Annotated in this window: 18 protein-coding genes and 1 pseudogene; 12 read left to right on the top strand and 7 right to left on the bottom strand. The window is 58.3% G+C overall.

The genetic code is table 11. The annotated features are described in order from the left end of the window. Positions 1-8: 8 nt before the first annotated feature. The 3 genes from ACXAED_RS23595 to ACXAED_RS23585 all read right to left on the bottom strand — a co-directional run bounded on the left by ACXAED_RS23595 (position 9) and on the right by ACXAED_RS23585 (position 4,647). Positions 9-1,787 carry a hydantoinase B/oxoprolinase family protein gene (locus tag ACXAED_RS23595; protein WP_475054136.1) on the bottom strand — a complete coding sequence of 593 codons (1,779 nt, stop codon included), beginning with the start codon at positions 1,785-1,787 and terminating at the stop codon, positions 9-11. 13 nt (positions 1,788-1,800) lie between these two features. Continuing rightward, positions 1,801-3,873 (bottom strand): hydantoinase/oxoprolinase family protein, encoded by a 2,073-nt coding sequence (locus ACXAED_RS23590; protein ID WP_475054134.1) that lies wholly within the window; start codon positions 3,871-3,873, stop codon positions 1,801-1,803. A gap of 66 nt (positions 3,874-3,939) precedes the next feature. Then, positions 3,940-4,647, bottom strand: a complete 708-nt coding sequence (locus ACXAED_RS23585; protein WP_222505969.1) for an isochorismatase family protein — start codon at positions 4,645-4,647, stop codon at positions 3,940-3,942. A gap of 206 nt (positions 4,648-4,853) precedes the next feature. Between ACXAED_RS23585 and ACXAED_RS23580 the strand changes: the two genes are divergently transcribed. After that, entirely contained in the window at positions 4,854-5,780 is a 927-nt protein-coding gene (locus ACXAED_RS23580) for a LysR family transcriptional regulator (RefSeq protein WP_475054133.1), read from the top strand. Between the two features lie 184 nt (positions 5,781-5,964). Here the strand turns inward: ACXAED_RS23580 and ACXAED_RS23575 are convergent, their stop codons facing one another. Both ACXAED_RS23575 and ACXAED_RS23570 read right to left on the bottom strand, forming a co-directional pair. Continuing rightward, positions 5,965-7,074 carry a CaiB/BaiF CoA transferase family protein gene (locus tag ACXAED_RS23575; RefSeq protein ID WP_291731425.1) on the bottom strand — a complete coding sequence of 370 codons (1,110 nt, stop codon included), beginning with the start codon at positions 7,072-7,074 and terminating at the stop codon, positions 5,965-5,967. A gap of 42 nt (positions 7,075-7,116) precedes the next feature. Beyond that, positions 7,117-7,698, bottom strand: coding sequence for a cupin domain-containing protein (locus ACXAED_RS23570; RefSeq protein ID WP_475054131.1), 582 nt, complete (start codon positions 7,696-7,698; stop codon positions 7,117-7,119). A 134-nt stretch (positions 7,699-7,832) separates the two neighbouring features. On the opposite strand from ACXAED_RS23570, the gene gabT reads away from it, so the two are divergent. From gabT to ACXAED_RS23555, 3 genes are all read left to right on the top strand, one after another. Further along, complete coding sequence (gene gabT / locus ACXAED_RS23565; protein WP_475054128.1) at positions 7,833-9,137, top strand: 4-aminobutyrate--2-oxoglutarate transaminase; 1,305 nt, start codon at positions 7,833-7,835, stop codon at positions 9,135-9,137. A 209-nt stretch (positions 9,138-9,346) separates the two neighbouring features. Next, positions 9,347-10,816, top strand: a complete 1,470-nt coding sequence (locus ACXAED_RS23560; RefSeq protein WP_475054126.1) for an aldehyde dehydrogenase family protein — start codon at positions 9,347-9,349, stop codon at positions 10,814-10,816. Between the two features lie 4 nt (positions 10,817-10,820). Continuing rightward, positions 10,821-11,696 carry a 3-hydroxybutyryl-CoA dehydrogenase gene (locus ACXAED_RS23555; RefSeq protein ID WP_475054123.1) on the top strand — a complete coding sequence of 292 codons (876 nt, stop codon included), beginning with the start codon at positions 10,821-10,823 and terminating at the stop codon, positions 11,694-11,696. Between the two features lie 127 nt (positions 11,697-11,823). Here the strand turns inward: ACXAED_RS23555 and ACXAED_RS23550 are convergent, their stop codons facing one another. Beyond that, the gene (locus tag ACXAED_RS23550; protein WP_475054121.1) at positions 11,824-12,774 is read right to left on the bottom strand and encodes an AraC-like ligand-binding domain-containing protein; all 951 of its coding nucleotides are present in this window, start codon (positions 12,772-12,774) and stop codon (positions 11,824-11,826) included. A gap of 272 nt (positions 12,775-13,046) precedes the next feature. Here ACXAED_RS23550 and capB point away from each other — a divergent pair, with 272 nt between their 5' ends. The 8 genes from capB to ACXAED_RS23510 all read left to right on the top strand — a co-directional run bounded on the left by capB (position 13,047) and on the right by ACXAED_RS23510 (position 22,081). Further along, positions 13,047-14,798 (top strand): caprolactamase subunit beta, encoded by a 1,752-nt coding sequence (gene capB / locus ACXAED_RS23545; protein ID WP_475054118.1) that lies wholly within the window; start codon positions 13,047-13,049, stop codon positions 14,796-14,798. 26 nt (positions 14,799-14,824) lie between these two features. Then, entirely contained in the window at positions 14,825-16,951 is a 2,127-nt protein-coding gene (gene capA / locus ACXAED_RS23540) for a caprolactamase subunit alpha (RefSeq protein ID WP_475054115.1), read from the top strand. 3 nt (positions 16,952-16,954) lie between these two features. Then, positions 16,955-17,704 (top strand): ABC transporter ATP-binding protein, encoded by a 750-nt coding sequence (locus ACXAED_RS23535; RefSeq protein WP_475054113.1) that lies wholly within the window; start codon positions 16,955-16,957, stop codon positions 17,702-17,704. Further along, on the top strand, positions 17,704-18,450 hold the full coding sequence (locus ACXAED_RS23530) for an ABC transporter ATP-binding protein (protein ID WP_475054111.1): 747 nt from the start codon (positions 17,704-17,706) through the stop codon (positions 18,448-18,450). Before ACXAED_RS23535 ends, ACXAED_RS23530 begins: the two co-directional genes overlap by 1 nt. Next, a complete protein-coding gene (locus ACXAED_RS23525; protein WP_475054108.1) occupies positions 18,447-19,361 on the top strand; it encodes a branched-chain amino acid ABC transporter permease in 915 nt (304 codons plus the stop codon). Before ACXAED_RS23530 ends, ACXAED_RS23525 begins: the two co-directional genes overlap by 4 nt. A gap of 3 nt (positions 19,362-19,364) precedes the next feature. Further along, positions 19,365-20,423: a branched-chain amino acid ABC transporter permease gene (locus tag ACXAED_RS23520; protein ID WP_475054105.1), complete on the top strand. Its 1,059-nt coding sequence runs from the start codon at positions 19,365-19,367 to the stop codon at positions 20,421-20,423. A 13-nt stretch (positions 20,424-20,436) separates the two neighbouring features. Next, complete coding sequence (locus tag ACXAED_RS23515; RefSeq protein WP_475054103.1) at positions 20,437-21,606, top strand: ABC transporter substrate-binding protein; 1,170 nt, start codon at positions 20,437-20,439, stop codon at positions 21,604-21,606. Positions 21,607-21,799: 193 nt separating this feature from the next. Continuing rightward, positions 21,800-22,081 (top strand): hypothetical protein, encoded by a 282-nt coding sequence (locus ACXAED_RS23510; protein ID WP_475054101.1) that lies wholly within the window; start codon positions 21,800-21,802, stop codon positions 22,079-22,081. Between the two features lie 151 nt (positions 22,082-22,232). Here ACXAED_RS23510 and ACXAED_RS23505 read toward each other — a convergent pair. Continuing rightward, a pseudogene (locus ACXAED_RS23505) lies at positions 22,233-23,324 on the bottom strand (IS481 family transposase). Between the last annotated feature and the right edge of the window lie 133 nt (positions 23,325-23,457).

Genomic DNA, 23,457 nt, shown 5'->3' with positions numbered 1-23,457 from the left:
CGCATTTGTTAGCGCAAGGTGTCCAGCGACTGACGGAGGGCCTCGGTCGCCGCCACATCGACGGTTTCGGCGTCCAGATCGAGCACCACTCCATAGATGTCCCGGGCGTGCTGCGGTGTGCAGAAACCATCCAGGACATCATCCAGAACCTTTTCCGGAGTGCGTTCCAGCGGGCTGCCATAGCCGCCGCCGCAGGGACTGTAGTACGCCATTACATCGTCTTTTCGGACGTCCTCGCCATGGAACTTGGAATGCATCTGACGCGGAGGTTCGGTACTGGAGACGTTATAGATCTCGCACTTCCCGGCCGCCCCTTCCGTTCCTCCGAAAACCCCCCATGGCACATTGGTATGCCGTTCGCTCTCATGGGTGATTATGCCGTCGGTCAGCATCCGCTGGCTCTTCACAACGCCGATCCCGCCGCGGTGCTTGCCGGCACCGGGCATCACATCGTCGCGCAACTCGTACCGCTCGCAGATCATCGGGATATGCATCGCGAGGTCTTCCAGCGGATTGTTGCGGGTATTGGCCATCAGATTGTCAATGGCGTCAGGGCCATCGGAGTCCGGGCGGCCGCCATAGGCCCCTTCGTTCACTTCGAGGAACACCCAGTACTCCCCGTCGTCCCGTACACCTGCGTAAGAGGCAAAGGAAATGCTGGCAGACGACCCTGCAATGATGTCCTCGGGCAGGACCGGCGCCATTGCCTTCAGGATCAGGTCAATCATGAAGTTGCACTGGGTGAAACGGGCCTCGGCGGAAGCCGGGGCGATCGGATTGAAAATGGTGCCTTCCGGCGCGGTCACTTTGATCGGCCGGAAGGACCCCTGGTTCGATGGCACCCTGGTGTCCGAAGTGGCCGTGTCTAGCAGCAATTTTCGAAAAGCTGCGAATGCGGCCACTTTTGTGGACCCTTCAAACGGCACGTTGTAGGCAGTTGGCGTCTGCGGCGCAGATCCGGTCAGGTCGACTTCAATAGTGTCTCCGACAACTCTGACACAGACCTTCACCGGAAGTGTCTGGCCGCGGTTACGGCCATCGTCATCCAGCCAACCTTCGGCCCGGTATTCACCATCCGGAATGTCCGAAATCCTCTGCCGCAGCATTTTTTCGGAGTAGTCCATCAACTGGTTGCAGGCGCCGAACACCAGATTCTTGCCGTACCGTTCCATCAATTCCTTGAAGCGCTTCACACCAAGCCTGGCAGAAGCGATCTGTGCTTCGATGTCATCCACAAGCTGGCGGGCGGCACGTGAATTATTGCGGATAAAATTCCACATTGTTTCATTGCGCTCACCCTTCCGGTAGAGCTTAGTACCCGCAAAGAGCATGCCCTCTGCATAGACATCCGGCACATCGATAATCAGGCCCGGTGTGGCGGCGCCGATATCGATATGATGTGCGGTATTGCCCGCGTATCCGACCAGTTCACCTTCGTAAAAAATCGGAATGACAATCGCCAAATCAGGTGTATGCGACGACCCCAGGTAGGGATGGTTGTGGACGACGACATCACCTTCATACCATTCGCCATCGTCCAGAGAATCCGCGATGCCCTGGAGATACCCCGGAATCGAGCCGATGTGCATCGGCGTGGATTCAAACTCGCAGAGTGTGTTGAAGTCTGTGTCGAACAGCCCGGCGCCCAGATCTTCGGACTCGCGGATAATCGAGGAGAAGGACATGCGGAACAGAACGTGTGCCATTTCCTCTGCAATGGTTTCGATGGAACCCCGGATGACCTGAAGGGTGACCGGATCGATCGGTTTATTGATGTCTTTTGGCATTGGTTTTCCTCCCTCAGGACTTGCTCAAGCGCAGGCTTCCGAAGTCCTGAACCTCGGCGGCATAGCCGGGCGGCAGCAGCGTTGTTGAATTGTGCTGGATGATGATGGCCGGGCCTTCCACACGGGTGCCCGCGCCAAGCTTTCCGCGATCCAGGCGCGGTGTCATATGCACCGATCCATCGTCGAAGATAGTTTCGCGCTCGTACATGAAAGCTGCCTTGATATCGTCCTGGCTGCCTAATGAAAGCGGCGTCAGCTCCAGGTGCCGGACACTTGCCGACGCGATGACCCGCACGTTGTAGAGCTCGACAAGGCTGTCATCGAAGGAGTATCCGTAATCTGCCTTATGCTGCTTATGGAACGCGCTGATCACGTCCGGTACGTTTTCCAGCGCCAAGCCTTCCTTCGGCATGGGCACGCGCAGCTCGAAACCTTGGCCGTGATAGCGCACTTCGGCGATAACGTCGAAATTCTGCTGCACTTCCGGGATGCCGTCATTCTCAAGATCGGCTTTACCGACATTTTTCAATTCAGCAACGGTTGCGTTCACCCTGTCGATGGCGCCCTGGTCGGCATTGAACAGACTGGTGATGACAGAGCGGGTGTGCTCGTACTGAAGGTCAGTGCCCAGCAGGCCCATGGCAGCTGTGATCCCAGGCGCGATCGGAACAAGCACGTCCTTCGCGGAAACAAGCTCGGCCAGGGCAACACCATGGAAGGGGCCTGCGCCGCCAAACGGCATGAGCGAGAACTCACGAGGGTCATAGCCGCGCGCTACTGAGTTGGATCGGATCGTCAGCGCCATATTGTTGTTGACGATCTTGATGATCCCAAGCGCGGCCTCGGTAACCGAAACACCCAGAGGATCAGCGATCTTTTCCTTGATTGCTTTGTGGGACAGCTCCGGATCCAGCGGCAGATCACCGCCAAGAAACTTGTCCGCATCCATGCGGCCCAATACGACTTGCGCGTCGGTCACGGTCGGCTCTGTGCCGCCGCGGTTGTAACAAGCAGGCCCAGGCTCTGAACCAGCTGAGCGGGGTCCGACGTTGAAACCGCCTGCCTCATCGAGATAAGCGATTGACCCGCCGCCCGCGCCGATGGTTTCCAGGTCGATCATCGGGGCCATGACCGCATGTCCCGATACCAGGGTGTCGCGCGGGTTCTTGATACGCATTTCTCCAGCAGCAATGGTGGAAATGTCAGCCGACGTACCGCCAATATCCACGGTAAGGATGTTATCGGTCCCTGCCAGCCGTGCTTCAGAAAGCGCACCCAGCACGCCGCCTGCTGGACCGCTCATCAGAATGCTCACGGGCTTTCTGGCACATCCATCAATGGTGGATATTCCACCATTGGACTGGATGACGCGCAGCTTAGCTGGAATACCGCCATCCTTGACCTTCTGCTCAAGATTGCGAAGGTACCAGGCAGACCGCGGGCCAACAAAAGCGTTCATGGCAACCGTGGAAAACCGCTCGTATTCGCGAATGACGTTTGCCACATCAGAGGACGCCGACACATAGGCATCGGGGATTTCTTCCAGCACGATGTCACGGGCGCGCTTTTCATGCGCGTCGTTCAGGAAAGAAAACATGAAGCCGATGCAGACAGACTTGATGCCGCGCTTCCGGAATAGAGCGCAGGCACTACGGATTTCGTCCTCGTTAAGCGGCGTCTCGACCTCACCGGTGGGCGGCAGGATGCGTTCAGTGATAGCGATCCGGTTGCGCCGTTTAACGAGCGGCCGGTTCTGCCAAGGCACTTCGAAATGCAGTGAGAAGTTGTGCGGCCGCTTGTGGCGCCCGATGTGCAAGATGTCGCGGAAGCCTTTCGTCGTCAGCATCCCGACTTCAGCGCCGTTATGCTCGATAGTAATGTTCGTCGCAACAGTCGTGCCGTGATTGATGACTTCGATCGCCTCCTTGCCGATCCCGGCAATTTCGCAAATCTGGTGAATACCCTCGACCACGCCGATAGACTGGTCTTTCAAGGTGCTGGGCACTTTATGGAAAAAGGTCCCCTTATTACATTCCAGCACGAGGTCGGTATTTGTACCGCCTACGTCAACGCCGATGCGAGCCATGATGTCCTCCAATTCCTCCCTGTCCGGGAGAACGCTTGAGCACCCTCCCGGAAATCTTTCCAGCGCTTAACGGTTGTTGACGGTGTTGAGATAATCGACACAGCTATCGACGGTCTCGACGTCGCCAAACTTCGCGTCGATGTCGAACAGGTTCCAGGCGACGGCACCCGGAACCCGGTCGCCGATTGCCTCTTTCACTGCAATCGTGCGGAAGCCGTCGGCAATACCGTCGCAGATTGTCTGGCGCACGCAGGCGCAAGCGGTCACGCCGGTCACCAGGATGGTGTCAACGCCGTTGGCGCGCAGAATGCCGGCCAGTTCGGTGCCGTGGAACGAGCTCGCCCGTTTTTTCAGCAGCGTATATTCGCCCTCGACCGGAGCAATCCGGCTGTCGATTGCCCACAGGTCCTTGTCAGCCAAATCCACCACATCAACCGGAATTTTGTCGTGCCACAGCCCCATGTCAGTGAACGGCGCCTTCCGATCGGTGATCTCATAGGCAGTAGTGACATGGATGACCGGATGCCCGTTGGCCCGGCAGGCTTCCAACAGACGCTGCATGCCGGGAATGATCTCGTTGTCCATCTTCTCCTGGTCGCAAGTGAATGGGTTTCCGGGGCGGGTCCAGGCATTTGCCAGGTCGACACTGACAAGGGCCGGTTTCTTGCCAAAGCCCACACGGCGCTGGAAGCCACGCTCTTTGTACAGTGCGGATGCAGCATCGAATGCCTCGTGCAGCATCTTATCCAGTGCTGCGTGATCAACATTACTCATTTTGTTGTCCTTCGATTTGGTAAGTCGCTATGTCTGCCTCAGTCAGCCCTTGCTGCATTGGCATCTTGATCGCGGGTTAGAGTTCCCATCTACAAAATCGGACACACACAGCTCATAAACAATCGCCGTATCGGCCACTATTGTTGTTGGTTTTGCATTAATCAAAAGCCTCGTGCTATTGCTCAGAAAATGAAGGGAATTTCTGAATGCCAATGACCCACACACCTCAGACGCGCGACTTGGAAGCCTTCAATGCAGTCGCAGTCGAACTCAGCTTCAGGCGTGCAGCGGAACGCCTCTCGATAGACCAAAGCGCGCTCAGCCGACGCATCCGGCAGCTGGAAGAGCAGCTTGGCTATCAACTCATCCGGCGCACAACGCGCGAAGTTTCACTGACGGCCGCGGGTGAGGTCTTTTACGAACGGACCAGGCTTATCTCCTCTGAAATTTCTGCGGCCGTTCAAGCCGGGCGCATCGCAGCGGAGGGCAAGAAAGGGTTTTTGCGCGTCGGATACATGTCCTTCGCAGCGCTTGATCTCATGCCTGGGGTGGTGCGGGAATTTACCCGCCGCTACCCAGACATAGAACTGGAGCTGAAGTATATTCGCACTCAAGGGCAGAAAATTGAGCTGTCCCGAAACAACATCGATGTTGGTTTTATGCTGGGCCCATTCAAGCACCCCCAGTTCGAAACCCGAAAAGTGGCAAGTGAGAGGCTCGTCGCGCTCTTGCCAGTGGACCATCGCTTGTCGACCCGGCCAACGGTCACACTCAATGAAATAGCTCAGTACCCCATGGTCTTGGGGAGCATGGCTGAATGGGATTTTTTCCGCCTGTTCATCGACGATGTGTTCTTGAGAAGCGGCAATGCGATCGATGTCAAATACGAAGCGTCAAATGCATTGGGGATCCTTGGCCTCGTCGGCAGCGGCCTCGGAGTTTCTGTCTATGCGCAGGGGATAACGAGGTTTCAGCCAAGAACGATTATGACGAAACCAATCTCGGATTGCGAAGCCGAGATATCCACCCTTCTGGTTTGGAACCGAGCCTATAAATCCCCCGCATTAATGAATTTCATCGCTGTCGCGGAGGAGTTTGTCAAAAGGCAATGCGGAGAAGCTCGGCAAGCTTGAACGAGAGGTACTGATGCCCCCAGTGCAAAACAATGGGGGAGGTTACTTCTCGATGAATACGCCCAGCAAAATCTCATGGGGGGCATCAGTACGCTACAGGTCAGGCCACCTCTTCCCTTCACTGCGCGGATTGTTTGGCACAGTACTCGACGGGAAGTCTCCACCAACAGTGTCCGCCTCTCACTTAGTTATCCTTGGGTAGCGTCGGCGCGGTTCGATCCAAAGTCAATTCTGCATCTGAAAATTTCCAAGGTCCCCGCACACCTTTCACCCCCTCAGGCTCGATCACCAGACCGCGCGCTCGGATCTGAGGGTCGTCGAACGCCTGCCCGATCGAGTTGATTGGCCCGGCGGGCACGGTTGCCTCCTCAAGTGCCGCAAGAAGGTCTGCTGAAGCCCATCGCTTAAGCGACCGCTCTAGTTCATGTGTAAGCGTCTTTCGGTTCGTGACGCGCAGCCCGTTGCTGGCATAGTCCGATGCTGCCAGCAGGTCGGGCCGGTCAATCACATCGCAGAGGCGTTCGAATTGCCCGTTATTGCCTACGGCCAAAATAATATGGCCATCTGCTGTTGGCAGGACTTGGTAAGGTGAGATGTTGGGGTGATCATTACCTTGGCGCATCGGGCTTTCACCGGTGGCGAGGAAATTCATCGCCTGGTTCGCCAGCATCGCCGTTGCGCAATCCAGCAGCGACATGTCTAAATGCTGCCCTTTGCCGGTACGGTGCCGTTGCTCCACAGCAGCCAGGATTCCGATCGCACCATACAGTCCGGTTACCACATCCGTTACCGCGACACCGACCTTCTGCGGCTGCTGGCCTGGCTCACCGGTGATCGACATGAGCCCGGAAAGGCCCTGGATTAAAAAGTCGTACCCCGCTCGCTTGGCATAGGGGCCATCCTGGCCGAAACCCGTTACCGAGCAATAGATGAGACGCGGGTTCGAGTCTTTAAGACTGTCGTAGTCGAGGCCGTATTTTGCCAGACCGCCAACCTTGAAATTCTCGATCAGGATATCTGCATCACGGATCAACTCCAGTACTGTTTTCCGACCTTCCTCGGTGCGGAAATCGGCGGTAACGCAGGACTTTCCGCGATTGGCGGAATAGTAGTAGGCAGCAGTCCTGTCGCCGTTCCGCTCGATGAAAGGCGGCCCCCAGCTTCGGGTGTCGTCACCGCTCTCCGCTTCGACCTTGATTACCTCAGCACCGAGATCGGCAAGCGCCTGGCCAATCCAGGGGCCGGCCAGGATGCGAGCCAGTTCGACAACTTTCAAACCGTTGAGAGGTGACATGAAGGCTTCCTTTTGGGGCGGACGAGATGAGGCCCGCGTTGTTTACAGGTAGGGGGGAGTGCAGGCCGAAATGACTTCGGCCGGACGGTCGGAGATATTGCGGAACCGGTGCGGTTCGCGGCTGTTGAACAAATAGGCGTCGCCAGCCTTGAGAACGCGGGTATCGTCGCCGACCGTGACCTCGAGCTCACCCGAAATGACGATCCCGCCTTCGTGGGCTTCGTGCTCAATCATGGAGCCGCCCGTGTCCGCGCCGGCTTCGTACCGCTCGTGCAGAATCTGAAGGCCGTGCGCTTTGGCGTCGCCCACTTGCTTTATGGCAATCTTTTGGCGGGCCAGCTCATCACTCTGGTAAAGCAGGCTTGTCAGATCGCGCATCTCAGACGGCGTGAAGAAGGGCTGCTGTTTACTCGCAGCTTCGGGCTCAAAAAACTCCGACATGCTCATTCCAAATCCGCCCAATATTTTGCGCAATGATGCGACGGAAGGGCTGCTCTTATTGGTTTCAATCATGGAGATTTGACCATGTGGCACTCCGGCGGCATCCGCGAGCTGCCTTTGAGACATGCCAAACTGTCCCCTCAAAGCTTTCAAGCGCCCACCAACATCAAATTCGTCAATCATTTCTACGTCTCCGTCGTCTTCCTTGATGCAGAATATGCGAATCCCATGATGCTGCGCAATTTAACACTATCATTGTTCGAAATTTTGAGCAATAAAATTGAAGAATCGAAGCGATCCAAAAGGGAGATTCGCACATGAGCGCTACTCAACACCTCAAGAACCGCCGGACATCTGCCATTGCAAAGGGTGTGGCGTCTCGTGGCATTTACGCCGCTCGGGCCGAGAATGCAGAGCTGTGGGATGTTGATGGCAAGCGCTATATCGACTTTGCGGCAGGCATCGCCGTGAACAATACCGGTCATCGTCATCCGCGGGTGATGGCGGCAGTTGCCCAGCAATCAGAGGCCTTCACGCATACCTGCTTCCACGTCGCGCCTTATGAAAGCTATCTCGCGCTGGCCGAGCGCCTGAACGCTGCCACCCCGGGCGATTTTGCCAAAAAGACGATGCTGGTCACCACTGGCGCCGAGGCGGTTGAGAATGCCGTTAAGATGGCTCGTGCCTACACCGGCCGCTCTGGCGTGATCGCTTTTTCCGGGGCCTTCCACGGTCGAACCCTGATGGGCATGGCACTGTGCGGGAAGGTGAACCCCTACAAGAAAGCATTTGGCGCGATGCCGCCTGAAGTCCTGCACGTGCCTTTCCCGAACGAGTTTCACGGCGTCACTGTTCGGGATAGCCTGGCCGTTCTGGAGAACCTGCTTCGGTCTTCAATTGACCCTCAACGTGTTGCAGCGATGATAATCGAGCCCGTTCAGGGCGAAGGGGGCTTCAACATTGCCCAGCCTGAATTTCTGCGAGCCTTGCGTACCATCTGTGATGACCACGGCATTGTCCTGATCGCAGACGAGGTGCAGGCCGGGATCGCACGTACAGGCAAACTTTTTGCCTTTGAGCATGCTGGCGTGGCCGCCGATCTGGTGACCATGGCCAAAGGCCTGGCCGGCGGGTTTCCGCTCTCAGCCGTGACCGGCCGGGCTGAAATCGCCGATGCCGCCCCGGTGGGTGGCATCGGCGGTACCTATGCCGGTAATCCGTTGGCAGTGGCCGCCGCACATGCTGTGCTGGATGTGATCGCTGAGGAGGATCTTTGCGCGCGTGCCACCGAGGTCGGTGATGTTATCAAGGCGCGCCTAATCAGCCTAGCCGCACGTCAGGGCATGGAGGCGATTGGCGATGTGCGCGGTCTGGGTGCAATGATAGCTTTCGAACTTGTGACCGACCGCCAAACGAACAACCCAGACCCGGTCCTGACACAGGCCATCGTAGCCGAGGCCGAGGCGCGCGGGCTGATCATTCTTCCTTGCGGCACCCGCGGAAATACCATCCGTCTTCTTCCGCCGCTGACCACGCCAATGCCGCTAGTTGAGGAAGCCTTGGACATCATTGAAACCTCCATCGAGGCCGCGATCAACGCTGCAGCTGTGGCGGCGGAATGAGGGGGCCTCTGACAAGGCTCAGGGCTTTTGACCGATTTCAGACCCAGCTTGAGCGCCGCTTGCGGGCAAACGGAAGCTAGGGAGCTTCCGTCGCCTGTCAAGGCAAGCAAAGAGTGTAGAACCCGATCCGGGACTGGGCTCCGGCCACGCGCGAGCCTTAGTCCGCTCGGGAGTACAATAGCGGTGCCGCGCTCCTGAAGAAAACTGGGATGATCCGCATTCTCAATCTCTCTCTTACGGATGAAACCATGAAACTGAACCTAATTGCCGGCCGGTGGGTGCCGGGTGAAGAGCAAGCCGCAAACTTCAATCCCGCCGATGTCAGCGACGTGATTGGCCACTTCGCTCGCGCGTCAGAAAGTCAGGTCGACACCGCCGTTCAAGCGGCGCGTGAGGCACTGCCGGGATGGGCCGGAGCGTCACCGCAGGAGCGCGCTGACCTCTTGGAAGCGACGGCTCAGCGGTTGTTGGCGCGCAAGGATGACATCGGCCGCTTGCTGGCCCGCGAAGAAGGCAAAACCTTGTTCGAGGCCGTGGCCGAAACCGCACGCGCCGCCCAGATCTTCCGTTTTTTCGCCGGCGAGGCGATCCGCGCTGGCGGCGACGCCATCGCCTCGGTGCGGCCGGACGTAGATGTGGAAGTGGTGCGGGAACCCGTCGGTGTGGTCGGCCTCATTACCCCTTGGAATTTCCCGATTGCGATCCCTGCCTGGAAGATCGCGCCAGCCCTCGCCTATGGCAACACGGTGGTATTCAAACCTGCCGATCTAACCCCTGCATGCGCCCACGTGCTTGCTGAAATCCTGCACGAAGCGGGGTGTCCTGCCGGGGTATTCAACCTGGTCATGGGGCGCGGTTCGGTTGTCGGCGACGCGATTGCAACCCATGCCGACGTTAATGCTATGTCGTTTACTGGCTCGGTACCAGTGGGACGGGCGCTGGCCGTGACTGCAGCGCAGACCATGAAGAAGATCCAGCTCGAAATGGGCGGCAAGAACCCAATGGTAGTCATGGACGATGCCAATTTGGATATTGCTGTTTCAGCAGTTCTGAATGGCGCCTTCTTCTCGACCGGGCAACGCTGTACCGCTTCCAGCCGGATCGTGGTACAGGCAGGCATTCACGATGCCTTCGTGGAACGGCTGACAGCCAAAATGAAGGCATTGAAGGTCGGCAACCCATTGGATCAGGAAACTCAGATCGGGCCCGTGGTTTCCGAGCGCCAGCTTATCAACAACTTGACCTATGTCGACATTGCCGCAACCGAAGGCGCAGAGGTAGTCGGCGGGGAGCGCCTGGATCTCGAAACCGAAGGTTGGTTTCAGGCGCCAGCCCTGTTTCTGAATGCAAACAACGAAATGCGGTCAAGCCGCGATGAGATTTTCGGCCCCTGTGCAAGCGTCATCAAGGTTGCCGATTTCGACGAAGCGCTATCAGTGGCAAATGATACCGAATTTGGCCTTTCCTCGGGCATCTGCACATCGAGCCTGAAATACGCCCGGGCGTTCAAACGGTACAGCCAGGCAGGCATGGTCATGGTCAACTTGCCGACTGCGGGTGTCGACTACCACGTGCCGTTTGGCGGGCGTAAAGGCTCCTCCCATGGCTCGCGTGAACAAGGGCGTTATGCAGCTGAGTTCTATACGTCGGTCAAGACCGCCTACAGCTACGCGGGGTAGTGAAATGGAGTTCCGGACAGTAGGCGTGGTCGGGGCGGGTCAGATGGGCAATGGAATTGCCCATGTGTTCGCCGCCGCCGGTTATGAGGTGCTGCTGAATGACATCTCCGATGAGGCGCTGAAGGGGGCGGTGCAGCGCATTTCGGGGAATACGGCAAGACAGGTTTCCAAGGGGCAGATGACAGAAGCTGAGCGTACCAGCACTTTGGCTCGTATTCGAACCACCCAGGATCTGGGTGAGATCGGCGGCACCGATCTCGTGATCGAGGCCGCAACCGAGCGCGAAAATGTCAAGGACCAAATCTTTGCAGGCCTGAAGGACTCGCTGGAAGCGCACACGGTACTGACCACCAATACGTCGTCGCTCTCGATTACGCGGCTTGCGGCCAAGACCGACCGCCCGGAACGGTTCATGGGCTTCCACTTCATGAACCCAGTCCCGCTAATGAAGCTGGTGGAACTGATCCGCGGTATTGCCACGTCCGATGCCACATACCAAGCGCTGCTGGGTGTGGTGGACACTTTGGGCAAGACCTCCGCTTCGGCTGAGGACTACCCGGCTTTCATAGTCAACCAAGTCCTGATCCCGATGATCAACGAGGCGACCTATGCGCTTTACGAGGGCGTGGGAAACGTGGCGAGCATCAACTCGGCACTGAAACTTGGTGCAAACCACCCGTTGGGGCCGCTTCAATTGGGCGATTTCATTGGTTTGGATACTTGTCTGGCCATCATGAATGTTCTGCACGAAGGGCTGGCGGATACCAAATACCGCCCTTGCCCTCTGCTTGTGAAATATGTCGAGGCCGGTTGGCTGGGCCGCAAAACCGGCCGTGGCTTTTATGACTACCGGGGGGACATTCCCGTTCCAACCCGCTGAAGAGCCAGGTCGCGACAGGGCGGACCCGAGTGTCGCCCATCCAGACGCATTTTTAAAGGCTTGGACGCGGAGACATTGCAATCGAACGCTGAAAGCGCATCCATTAAGCGCTGGATTCACAAGAACATCACGTTGCAATTGATTTGAAATCCGTCGGTGTCATTCCGAATTTGGTTTTGAACAAACGAGAGAACTGGGCTTGATCAGAGAAACCGAAACGATAGGCCACTTCGGCAATGGCTAAGCCGGGCGTTGCTGCCAACCGGTCCCGTGCTGCGACCAAACGCTGATCACGGATCTGCTGGCTGACAGTGCCGTTCACATCCTTGAAAAGGTCGTGCAGGTAGCGTTTTGAAATGCCGCAGCTTTCGGCAATCAGATCCGGCGACAGATCGGGGTTCTTCAGATTTGTCCTGATGAATTTCTCGACCCTCGCAATATGTGCTGCCCTTACCGTGGATACCGAGCTTGTACTGGCATCGGAGGTCTCATCTATCATTAGCCCCAGCAATTCCAGCAGATGACGACCCACGGTTTCGGCGGCAGCAACAGCAAGAGTTCCAGATTGCACCTGCGCCTGCTCTACCATGGCGGCGAACAGACCGGCGGTGCCTGACGTGGCATCAAACACGCGGGCACAAAACCGATCGGGTTGGCGCACCCTTTCCTCTAGCGCTTTGCGGCCCACCTTCAATACGTACAAGTCATTGGGTTTTTCATACATGAAGCGATAGGGTTCGTCTCCGCGTTCGATAATTAATCCCCCAGGATCACAACGCACATCCCGGCCAAGTTGGCGAAACTCGACCGAGCTGACGCGCGGGAGAGTAATCAGGTATTCCTCTTCCCGGGCTTCGCGGATATGGGCCCGCCTTCGTTCATAATTCACCGGGTCCGAGGTCAAGTGCGACAACCCAACATGGCCTAACGGCGTGCGGCTGAGCCGCCCGTCGAAGTGGATCGGATCACGGAATTGCAATTCCAACGGAAAATACGATTCCGCGATCACCGCGTTCCATCTGCTGGAGCGGTGTTGCGGCTCTGTTGTGGCCGTCGAGAAATTCAACTCGGCGGTCATGCTTTCGTCCTCCCAGCCAAAAACATACCTCAATCGACCCGCAAACCAAAGGAAATCGGGGCTTGTGCGCTGGCGGACAAACGTTTCTGCGCTGTGCGGCAAAATCTTCTGCGCGGCAGTGCAAATGCTTCTGCGCTGAACGCCAAGACGAATTGGCGGACCGAAAGCATCCTGAATTAACCAGATCGACGTGCAGGAGGAGCGCGCCGCATCGGGGGATCAAATGCACCCGTAAGGCGGCCCCTTTGCACCTATGCAGAGGACCAGATCGAATGGAAACGAGACAAGTTGACCCCATCACATTGTCAGTGGTGCGCGGGGTTTTGGAAACCACACAGCGCGAAATGACCTTGGCGCTAGAGAAGACCGCGCGCAGCTCGGTGTTCAACCTGGCCCATGACTATTCCACTGCGCTGTTCAACCATACCCCGGAGATGATCCTGCAGGGCCAGGACATCCCAATTCATCTTGGAAGCCTGATTCCGGCGATGAAGGCCGTGGACAGTTTCTTCGGCGGCGACATCCACGAAGGCGACCTGATCCTGCACAACGACCCCGACTACGCCGGGTCGCACATCATCGACACCTGCATGTACTACCCAGTTTTCTACGAAGGTGAGCTGGTTTTCTGGACCGTTTGTAAGGGTCACCTGACCGACATCGGTGGCCCCGTGCCCGCAGGGTACAACCCCGAGGCCAAGGAGATCTTTGCCGAGGGGCTGCGCATCCCACCAATCAAGATCTGGGATAAGGGGGTGCCACGGCATGACATCATGAACATGCTGCTGACGAATATGCGGGCACGGCGCGACCAGGAGGGGGACTTCAATGCTCTGATCGGCGCCTGCCAGGTGGGGGCACGCAATCTGGTCGCTTTGATGGACAAATACGGCAAGGACACGGTGCAGGCCTGCATCGAAGAGTTGCTGACCATGGCCAACAAGCACATGAACGGCTTGATTGCAGAGGTGCCCGATGGGACATACTCCGGCACGGCCGTTCTTGAAGATGCCGGGCACGGTTTCGGGGACTTCGACATCACCGCGACAGTGACCATCAACGGCGAAAGCTGTCATATCGAAATCGCCAGCCCGCCGCAGATCCCCTACTTCATCAACTCCTACGAGGGGAACTCCTACTCCGGCGTTTATCTCGGCCTGATGATGTTTGCGCAGCTGCCGCCACCCTACAACGAAGGTCTCTATCGCAACGTGACGGTGGACATGGGTCCCAAAGGCACGCTGTGCAACGCCAAGCCGCCGGCGCCTCACATGAACTGCACAACCACACCCATGGAAACGCTGACCGATGCGGTGCGGCTCGCCTTTGAACAGGCCGCGCCAGAGAAGGTTTCGGCCAGTTGGGGCCACGCAAACGGATGCAACATTGCTGGCTGGGACAGCCGCCATGATGAGGAATACGTCACCATGGTGCTGGCTTCGATCATTTCGGGAGCTGGGGCGACGGCAAGCCAGGATGGCTGGCACGCCTGCGGACCGGAATGCTGCTTCGGCGCGTTGACCTCGGGCGATATCGAGATGCTGGAGCACAGTTATCCGATCATTATCCACGAATACGGGCTGATGACCGACTCGGGCGGGGCGGGCAAGTTTCGCGGAGGTTCGGGCACTCGTTGGGCTGTCGAGCCACTCGATGAGGAGATGACGCTTGTCACCTTCGGCGAAGGCCGCCGCATTCCTGCCATGGGGGCTGGCGGCGCAAAATCCACCATGATCGACAAGAAGGTCGGCAGACTGGAAGTCACCCGGAATGGCGAGACCCAGATCATCACCGACAACGTGATCGAGACCATCAAACCGGGCGAGATTGCGGCCAACCTCAACCCCGGCGGCGGTGGCTTCGGCAATCCGTTCGAGCGCGACCCGCTGAAGGTTGTCGAGGATGTCAGAAACGGTCTCGTTTCCATCGAAGGCGCAAGGCTCGACTACGGTGTGATCATCGCTGATGCCGAAACCCTTGCCATTGACGAAGCCGCCACAGCCGAAGCGCGCTCCGCTGCCTGAGCCCAAAAACCCGAAAGGTTAACAACATGCGTACCCAATATCGCCTGGGCATTGATGCCGGCGGCACCTTCACCGACTTCATTCTCGCCGACAAGGAAGGCAGCACTCAAATCTTCAAGGTGCTGTCCACCCCGACTGAGCCGACCAAGGCTATCAAGAACGGGTTGGCGCTGATCACCGAGGAAACCGGCCTGACCGCAGAAGAAATCGTGTCCAATTCGGATCTCTGCATCAACGGGACGACCGTGGGCCTGAACGCGCTGATCACCCACACCGGCGCCAAGACCGGCCTGATCGCCACCAGAGGCCACGAGGACTCGATCGAGATCCGCCTTGGCCACAAGGAAGACGGCCATCGCTATGATCCCGACTACCCGCCCGCCACCATGCTGGTGCCGCGCCATCTGCGCAAAGGCGTCAGCGAGCGGGTGATCTCGGACGGCTCGGTCAAGACACCTCTCGACGAAGAGGACGTCCGCGCCGCGTGCCGTTACTTCATTGCCGAGAACGTCGAGTCGGTGGCGATCAGTTTTGTCTGGTCGGTGCTGCATCCCGAGCACGAAAACCGCGCCGCCGAGATCGTCCGTGAGATGATGCCCGGTGTGCGGCTGACCATCGGCTCGCAGCTCTACCCGCAGGTGCGCGAGTACACCCGTACCTCCACCGCCATCGTGAACGCCTATCTGGCGCCGATCCTGCAACGCTATGTCGAAGCCATCGATGCATATTTCCGCGAGCTCGGCAGCCAGCACCCGGTCCGCTACTTCCAGTCGAACGGCGGCCTGGCGTTGGGCAAGGTGGTCAGCGATCAGTCTGTCTACGCCATCAACTCGGGCCCTGCCTCGGCGCCGCAGGCGGCGCTGGACGTGGCCGAGCCTTGGGGGGACAGGAACATTATCACCTGTGACATGGGCGGCACCTCGTTTGACATCACCCTGACCAAGGACGGCCAGGCCAATGTCAATAAGAACATCGATTTTCTGCGCTACCGCATCGGCATCCCGATGATCCAGGTGGAAACCCTTGGGGCCGGCGGCGGCTCGATCGGCTGGATCGACTCGATGGGGCTGATGCAGATGGGTCCGCAATCGGCAGGTTCCGAGCCCGGCCCGGCCTGCTACGGCCAGGGCGGCGAGAATCCCACCACCACCGACGCCAACCTCACATTGGGCTATCTGAATGCCGACGGCCTGGTCGGCGGCCGGCTGCCGTTGGACCTGGAAAAGGCCCGCAGCGCCATCAAGGGCAAGCTCGCCGATCCGCTGGGCATCTCGGTCGAGAAAGCCGCCTACGGCATGTTCACTATCGTCAACAACAATATGGTGAATGCGATCCGCCGCGTCTCGGTGGAACGTGGTTATGACCCGCGGGACTTCGTGCTGATGGGCGCCGGCGGTGCCACCGGCGCGCATATCACTGCGCTGGCCCGCGAGATGGGTATTTCCAAGGTGCTGATCTCCAAGCTGGCCTCGGGTCTTTGCGCCTATGGCCAGATCATCTCGGACGTCAAATACAACTACATGGCACCGGCGCCGGTCCGGCTGGAAGGGGCTGAGGCGGCGGCGAAGCTCGACAGCCTGTTCAAGTCGCTGGAAGCGCGCGGCAAGGACGACCTGAGCCAGGACGGCTTCCCGGAAGAGCGCATCTCAACCCGCCGCTCCCTGGATATGCGCTATGTCGGGCAGGTGCATGAATGCACCGTCGAGATCGATCCGTTCGATGTCACCGAGGCCACCTTGGACGACATCAAGGCCGCATTCCATACCCGCCACAAGGAACTTTATACCTATGACGAGCCGCACAGCGCCGTCGAGGTGGTGAATGTAGAAAGCACCATTGCGGGCCATGTCGACAAGCCCAAGCGGATGACCATCGCCGTCGGCAAGGGGGCTCATGAAACCCTGAAGGGTACCCGCCCGATGGTGTTCAGTGCTGACGGCATTGCCCAGGACACGCCAGTCTATGACGGATCAGCGATGGGCGCGGGCGACACGCTGCATGGGCCGGCGGTGATTGAGGAAGTCACAACCACAATCGTGGTCGAACCCGGATGGACGGTCAGCCTGCATGAAACCGGGGTATATGTGCTGACCGCCGATGCAGCAGCGCAAGACCGCCAGATCGATCAGCTTAAAGAACTGGCCGAGGTCTGACCCATGGTGCGGCGGAAGAATACGGTTTCCTCCCTGGCGGCGTCCGGGGTGACGGTGGCCTTCGGCGGGTTCAAGGCCCTCACCGATGTCACATTGTCGATTACCTCGGGTGCCGTCCATGGGCTGATCGGGCCGAACGGGGCAGGCAAAACCACAATGGTCAACACGCTGACCGGCTTTCAGACCCCGACCTCTGGCACCGTCAGCCTTGCGGGCAAGGATGTCAGTAGGCTGCCGCCGCATAAGCTGCGCCGAGAGGGAGTGGCGCGGACGTTCCAGGCCGGACGGTTGTTCACCGGCCTGGATGTTCTCGACAATCTGGCAGTGACCGGGGTTGGTCTTGGTCACTCCCGCTCATCCTCGGAAGCGGAAGCACTACGGCTGCTCGACTGGATGGGCGTTGCTCACCTGGCCGAGCGCCCGGCGGCGGGCCTGCCTTACACCGATGAGCGGCGCGTCGGCATTGCGCGGGCGCTGATGTTTGCCCCTGAATTTCTGCTGCTGGATGAGCCGGCGGCTGGAATGTCGGAGGCCGAGGCCGCTGATCTTGCTTCACTGATCCGGCGCGTAGCCGAGGAGCTAGGCACTGGGGTTCTGCTGATCGAGCATAATGTCGGGTTGGTCCTGTCGGTCTCGCACCATGTCTATGTGCTGGATGCCGGTCAGATCATCGAAGAGGGTGACGTTGATGTAATCCTCGCAAGCCAGGCCGTGCGGGACGCCTATCTCGGTGCAGATCAGGAGGCCGCGTGATGTCAAAACTTGGAGTATTCGACGTCTCGGTGAACTATGGCAATGTGCCTGCACTAAACAATGTCACTCTGCACATCGATGAGGGTGAGCGGGCTTTCATCTCAGGCCCCAACGGAGCCGGAAAATCCTCACTTCTGGGTGCGATCAGTGGTGCCGTGACGACCAGCCACGGCCGGATCGAGATGGATGGTGACCTGCTGACCGGACGCCCTCCTGAAGCGATTGCGCGGCTTGGGTTGTCAATGGTGCCCGAAGGACGCGAGATTTTCGGCGGCTTGACAGTGGAGGAAAATCTGCGGGTCGGGACTGGGTTGCGCCGGGACCGCACAGCGCTGGATGGCGACTTCGAAGACGTTTATCAGAATTTTCCGATACTCGGCGAACGCCGCCATTCCAATGCAGGTGCATTGTCTGGTGGGCAGCAGCAAATGCTGGCGATTGGCCGGGCGCTGATGACCAACCCGAAACTGATGATGGTTGACGAGCCCTCGCTGGGGTTAGCGCCAAAAATCGTCGATCAGGTTTATGACACGCTTCTTCAGTTGCAAGAAGAGCGGGGGCTGACACTGTTGATTGTCGAACAAAGCTCGACCCGCGCCGCGCGGGTCGGCGGCCGCATGATCCTGCTTCGCGGCGGGTCGGTAGTTGGTGACGGCGATGCTGCTGCCTTCGCGGAAAAAGACCTTCTCAGCGAAGCGTATTTCGGTCGGCCTAGCGAACTCCCCCAAAATGAGGCAGCACAATGAACACGATTGCACAGCTATTCTTTGATGCAGCTTCATTGGGCGGTGTTTATGCCATGGCCGCTCTCGGCATTGCGTTGATTTTCGGGGTGATGAACCTCGTGAACTTTGCCCATGGCGAGTATATCGCTTTCTGCGTCTTTGCCCTGATTGTGCCGTCTACAGAGGCTGTGGCTGTTATGTTCCTGGGGAAAGCCCCAGCCTTCCTGCTGATCCCCGTTCTTCTGGGGCTAGGGGCCGGGGCCGCGGTGGCAAGCGAATATGCTGTGTTCCGCCACATGCGCAATGCGACCCCCGTAGCGATGATGATCTCCTCCTTTGCGCTGGGGTTCGTAATCCAGAATGCTTTGCTGGCGGTCTATGGCGGACGGCCAAAGGCAATCAGCCTGTGGCCCGACCTGAACACACCAGTCGCGCTGGCTGGGGCGGAAGTCCCGCTTTTGCAGGTGATCGTTATTCTGGCGACACTGGCGGTGGTCTCGGGCCTGGCGCTTCTTTTGAAGAAAACCCGGCTCGGGCTGGAAATGCGCGCCGCGGCAGAGAACTTCAACATGGCGCGCCTGCTTGGCGTGCGGGCTAACGTGGTGATCACCGGTGCCTTTGCGCTTTCCGGCGCGCTGGCTGCTGCTGTCGCTCTCATCATGGCCACGCAAACCGGCGTCGCCGATGTGCGCATGGGCGGGCAGATCATGCTGGTCGCCTTTATCGCCACGGTAATCGGCGGGCTGGGATCCTTGCCCGGGGCCGTAACCGCGGGCTTCCTGATCGGAGCGGTGTCGGTTGTTCTGCAAGCATTCCTCCCCCTCGAAGTTCGTCCTTTCCGCGACGCCTTTCTATACACGCTGGTCATCGTCTGCCTGCTTTTGCGGCCGCAGGGGCTGTTCGTGCCCAGCTCAGCCAAACCAAGGATCTAATCTATGATGGCTAAGCACGCAAAAAACCGGCTTCTGGCCTATTCGACACCGTTTGTGCTGATCGGAATACTCCTACTGTTTGCAGGCCTTGTCACCCTGACCGCCGATAAGTCGTTGGCACGCATGGCTGCCGAGACGTTGATCCGGGTGGTTCTGGTGGTCAGCCTGTGGATATTCGTCGGCAATTCGGGTGTGGTCAGCTTTGGTCATGCCGGCTACATGGCAATCGGTGCCTACTGCTCGGCTTGGCTGACACTGAAGCCGCAGACGAAAGCGCTGTTCCTGCCTGATCTGTGGCCCTGGCTCGCGCAGGCCGAATGGCCAGTCTTCCCGGCCGCTGTTGCTTCCGGCTTACTGGCGGCGCTGGTGGCGCTGATCTCAGGCTCGGCAATTCTGCGGCTTACAGGCATTGCAGCTTCGATCGCCACCTTTGCATTCCTCGCGATTGTTAACACGGTCTACTCCAATTGGGAGGGAGTGACCGGCGCGACCTCATCTGTGGTTGGTCTGCCCCGGTATGTAGGCATGTGGACGGCGCTTTGCTGGGCGGGCGCAGCGATCATCGCAGCCAATCTATATGCGAACTCAGCCAGCGGTCTGGCATTGCGCGCCACCCGTGAAGATGAGGTCTCAGCCAGCGCTTCCGGTATCAACATGTACCTCCATCGCCTTATTTCCCTGGTGATCAGCGGCTTCTTCACCGGTGTGTCAGGCGCGCTCTTGGGCCACTCTATCGGTGTGCTGAACCCCGATAGCTTCTATCTCGGCATCACTTTCATTTCACTGGCGATGCTGGTGGTTGGTGGGATTGGCAGCCTGTCGGGTGCGGTGGTCGGCGTGCTCAGTCTCTCGCTATTGATCGAGGCGCTGGTCCGCTTGGAGCAGGGTGTCACCATCGGTACTGCAGATTTCGCTCTGCCAAGCGGTGCCCAGGAAATTCTCATTGGCGCAGTGATGATACTGGTTCTGGTTCTGCGTCCTGCCGGGCTTCTGGCTGGCAAGGAGTTACGCCTTCCGCTGGCCGGACTTCCCATTCCCACAAGACAAAACCAATCCAACTGAGGAGACGCTTCCAATGAAACACACGCTACTTGCATCGGCACTGACACTTGCCATGACTGCGCCCGTCCTTGCCGACGATATCACGGTCGGCTTTGCCATCGCAAAGTCCGGTTGGATGGAGGCGTATGACACTCCCGCAGCCACCGCCGCCAAGATCCGCATCGAGGAGATCAATGCGAATGGCGGTTTACTGGGCAAGCAAATCAAATGGGTCGAGGCTGACACCAAGACTGACCGGGCACAATCGGCCAAGGCAGGCCTTCAGGTTCTGGACGAAGATGCAGACATGATGGTCGTAAGCTGCGATTATGATTTTGGGGCTCCCGCGGCGCTGGCGGCCGAAGCCGAGGGTAAGAACTCGTTCTTTCTCTGTGCTGAAGACGTCAAGGCTGGCATTCAGGGTGTCGGTCCAAACAGCTTTTCGGGCTCGGTCCTGGCGGCGGTACAAGGCGCGACAATGGCTGAATGGTCGAAATCCGTGCGCGAGGCCCAAACCGGATATGTGCTTCTGGACACCACTATTGAATACAATAAGGGTATCTGCACCGGATTCGACTGGATGTTCCCCAAAGCGGGCGGTGAGATTGTCGGGCGCGACACATTCAAGAATAGTGACGCCTCGATCGCAAGTCAGATCAGCCGTATCAAAGCGCTGCCGGAACAGCCCGACGTGATCATGCTGTGCTCCTACATTCCAGGTGCGGCCGCCGCCGTGCGCCAGTTGCGGGCAGCGGGTGTTAATTCGCTGATCCTGAACGGTTCAGCGGTAGACGGTTCTTACTGGTTGGACGCCGTGCCGGATCTGTCAGGCTTCGTTCTGCCAGTGCAAGGCTCTATATATGGTGATGACCCGCGCAACGATGTGGAGAATTTCAACAAAGCGTATGAAGTCGCGACCGGTGCGCGCCCGGCCAGCCAATACGCATATCCGGGCTACATCCTGATCGACCTTTGGGCCAAGGCAGTCGAGCGTGCAGGCTCAGTTGAAGGCACTGCCGTCACTGCAGAACTGGAAAAGATGAAAGGTGAAACTACCGCATTTGGCCCACGCAGTTTCAGCGATAAGCTGCATCACCAGAACAGCGCGACAATGCAGATCATTGAAATTTCGAATGCCACCCCAAGCGTCGTGGGAGAATGGACGATCAGCGAACCTGTGCCGCTGGGGGTCTTGCTGAAGTAGATCATCCCTCCAACTAAAACAGGCCCGCTCTGTGATTACGGAGCGGGCATTTTTCTTGAGATGTGGCTGAAGCTTGGCCTACCGCGAAAGTGATCTAAATGCCTTGTTTCCTGGCGCCTTTATCAATTCGCACCTTACACCGCCTGTAGCACTTGATATCCAAGTGAAATGAACCAATGCCTTTCCCTTGGGCATGACCGCCGAAGGCATTGCTGAGGTCATGGAGGCTCGCCTGACCATGACCGTCTTCAAGGACCAGACGCTCGAAGAAGCCATCGAAATTATGGAGGCTGCGACGAACTCCAATCCGAGCTTGCGGGAACTCCATGATCGACACCTGAGCGAGGCTATGAAGCGCCGCGCGATTGAATCCGGCTTCTTCCCGGATTGCCGAATGGCCGAAGATACCATTTGCAGGCTGCCCGTCGTAGGTCCGCTTCTCTCCGCAATTTCGATTCTAGCCCGCTTTGTGTGAATTTGTGGTTTCAGATTTGCTGCGGATTACCGGAATGGCCGCATTTCCTTCTGCTATGCAGCGGGCGGAATTCGGCGATGCAGCGGATCACTGCGTTGCGGGCGCACGCAGCAAGTAAATTGTAAAACTCCGACTTGATCTGACGGACACCTCAACTTTCAGTGCTGAGAATGGCTTGCTGGCTGTCCGATGTCTCGGAAGCTCCGATCGTCTTATCCCTGGCAATGTGTAGCGTTTCGCGGAAGGTCTGCATAGGCGTCTTGCCATAGCAGTATCGTCCCGAATGCGGCCGCTACCCGTTGTATTTGGCCAGCCAGGCATCCAGATCCACCTGCAATTCCTCCACCGAGCGGTAGAGCTTCTTGCGGAAGGCGATGTCATAGAACTCGTCCTTGATGGTCCGGTGGAAGCGTTCGCAGATGCCATTGGTCTGCGGGCTGTTCGCCTTGGTCCTGGTGTGATCCACGTCCTCGACGGCCAGGTAGAGCTGATAGGCATGGTTCTCGACCTTGCCGCAATATTCGGTGCCGCGGTCCGTCAGGATGCGCAGCAGGCTGATGCCGTGTTCGGCAAAGAAAGGAATAACCCTGTCATTCAGCAGGTCGGCGGCAGTGATTGCCGTCTTCTCGGTATAGAGCTTGCAGGCCGCCACCCGCGCATAGGTGTCGATGAAGGTCTGCTGGTAGATGCGGCCCACGCCCTTCATCGTGCCCGCGTAATAGGTGTCCTGGCTGCCGAGATAGCCTGGATGATGGCTTTCGATCTCGCCATGCGCCTCTTTTTTCTGCTGGGCCTTTTCCAGCGCCGCCATCTGCGCCTCGGTGAGCAGGATGCCGTCCTGGGCGGCACGGGCCTCCAGGGCCTCCAGGGCTTTCAGCCGCTTCTTCATGGTCTCCAGATCGTTCCGCAGCCAGATCGAGCGGACCCCGTAGGACGACACAATGACGCCCTTTTGCTGGAGCTCCCAGGAGGCGCGTTTCTGCCCCAGTGCCGGGTTTTCGATGGCCAGTTCAATCACCGCCCGTTCGACATGCTCCGGCACCCGGTTCTTCAGGATCGGCTTGCGGCGGCTGAGATCCATCAGCGCCTGCTCGCCGCCCTGTTCGTAGAGCTCCTTGAAGCGGTAAAAGCTGTCCCGGCTGTATCCCATTACCTTGCAGGCCTGCGAAACGCTGCCGAGCTGCTTGGCAAGCTCCAGCAGCCCCAGCTTCGGTTTGATGATCTTGTCCTGAATACTCGTCATTGATCGACACTCCTTGCTTGCGCTCCAGAAGAGCAGAAATGTCAGATCAAGTCGCGTGTTCTACAAGTAAATCCAATTTACGCGTTGGGCTCGGACCTGCCGCTCGCTGCATTCGGAGCCTATGTCCGCTTCC

Source organism: Leisingera sp. ABM4_103, assembly GCF_056158685.1.
The sequence above is the reverse complement of the archived record's forward strand: the minus strand, read 5'-3'. Positions and strand labels throughout refer to the sequence as shown.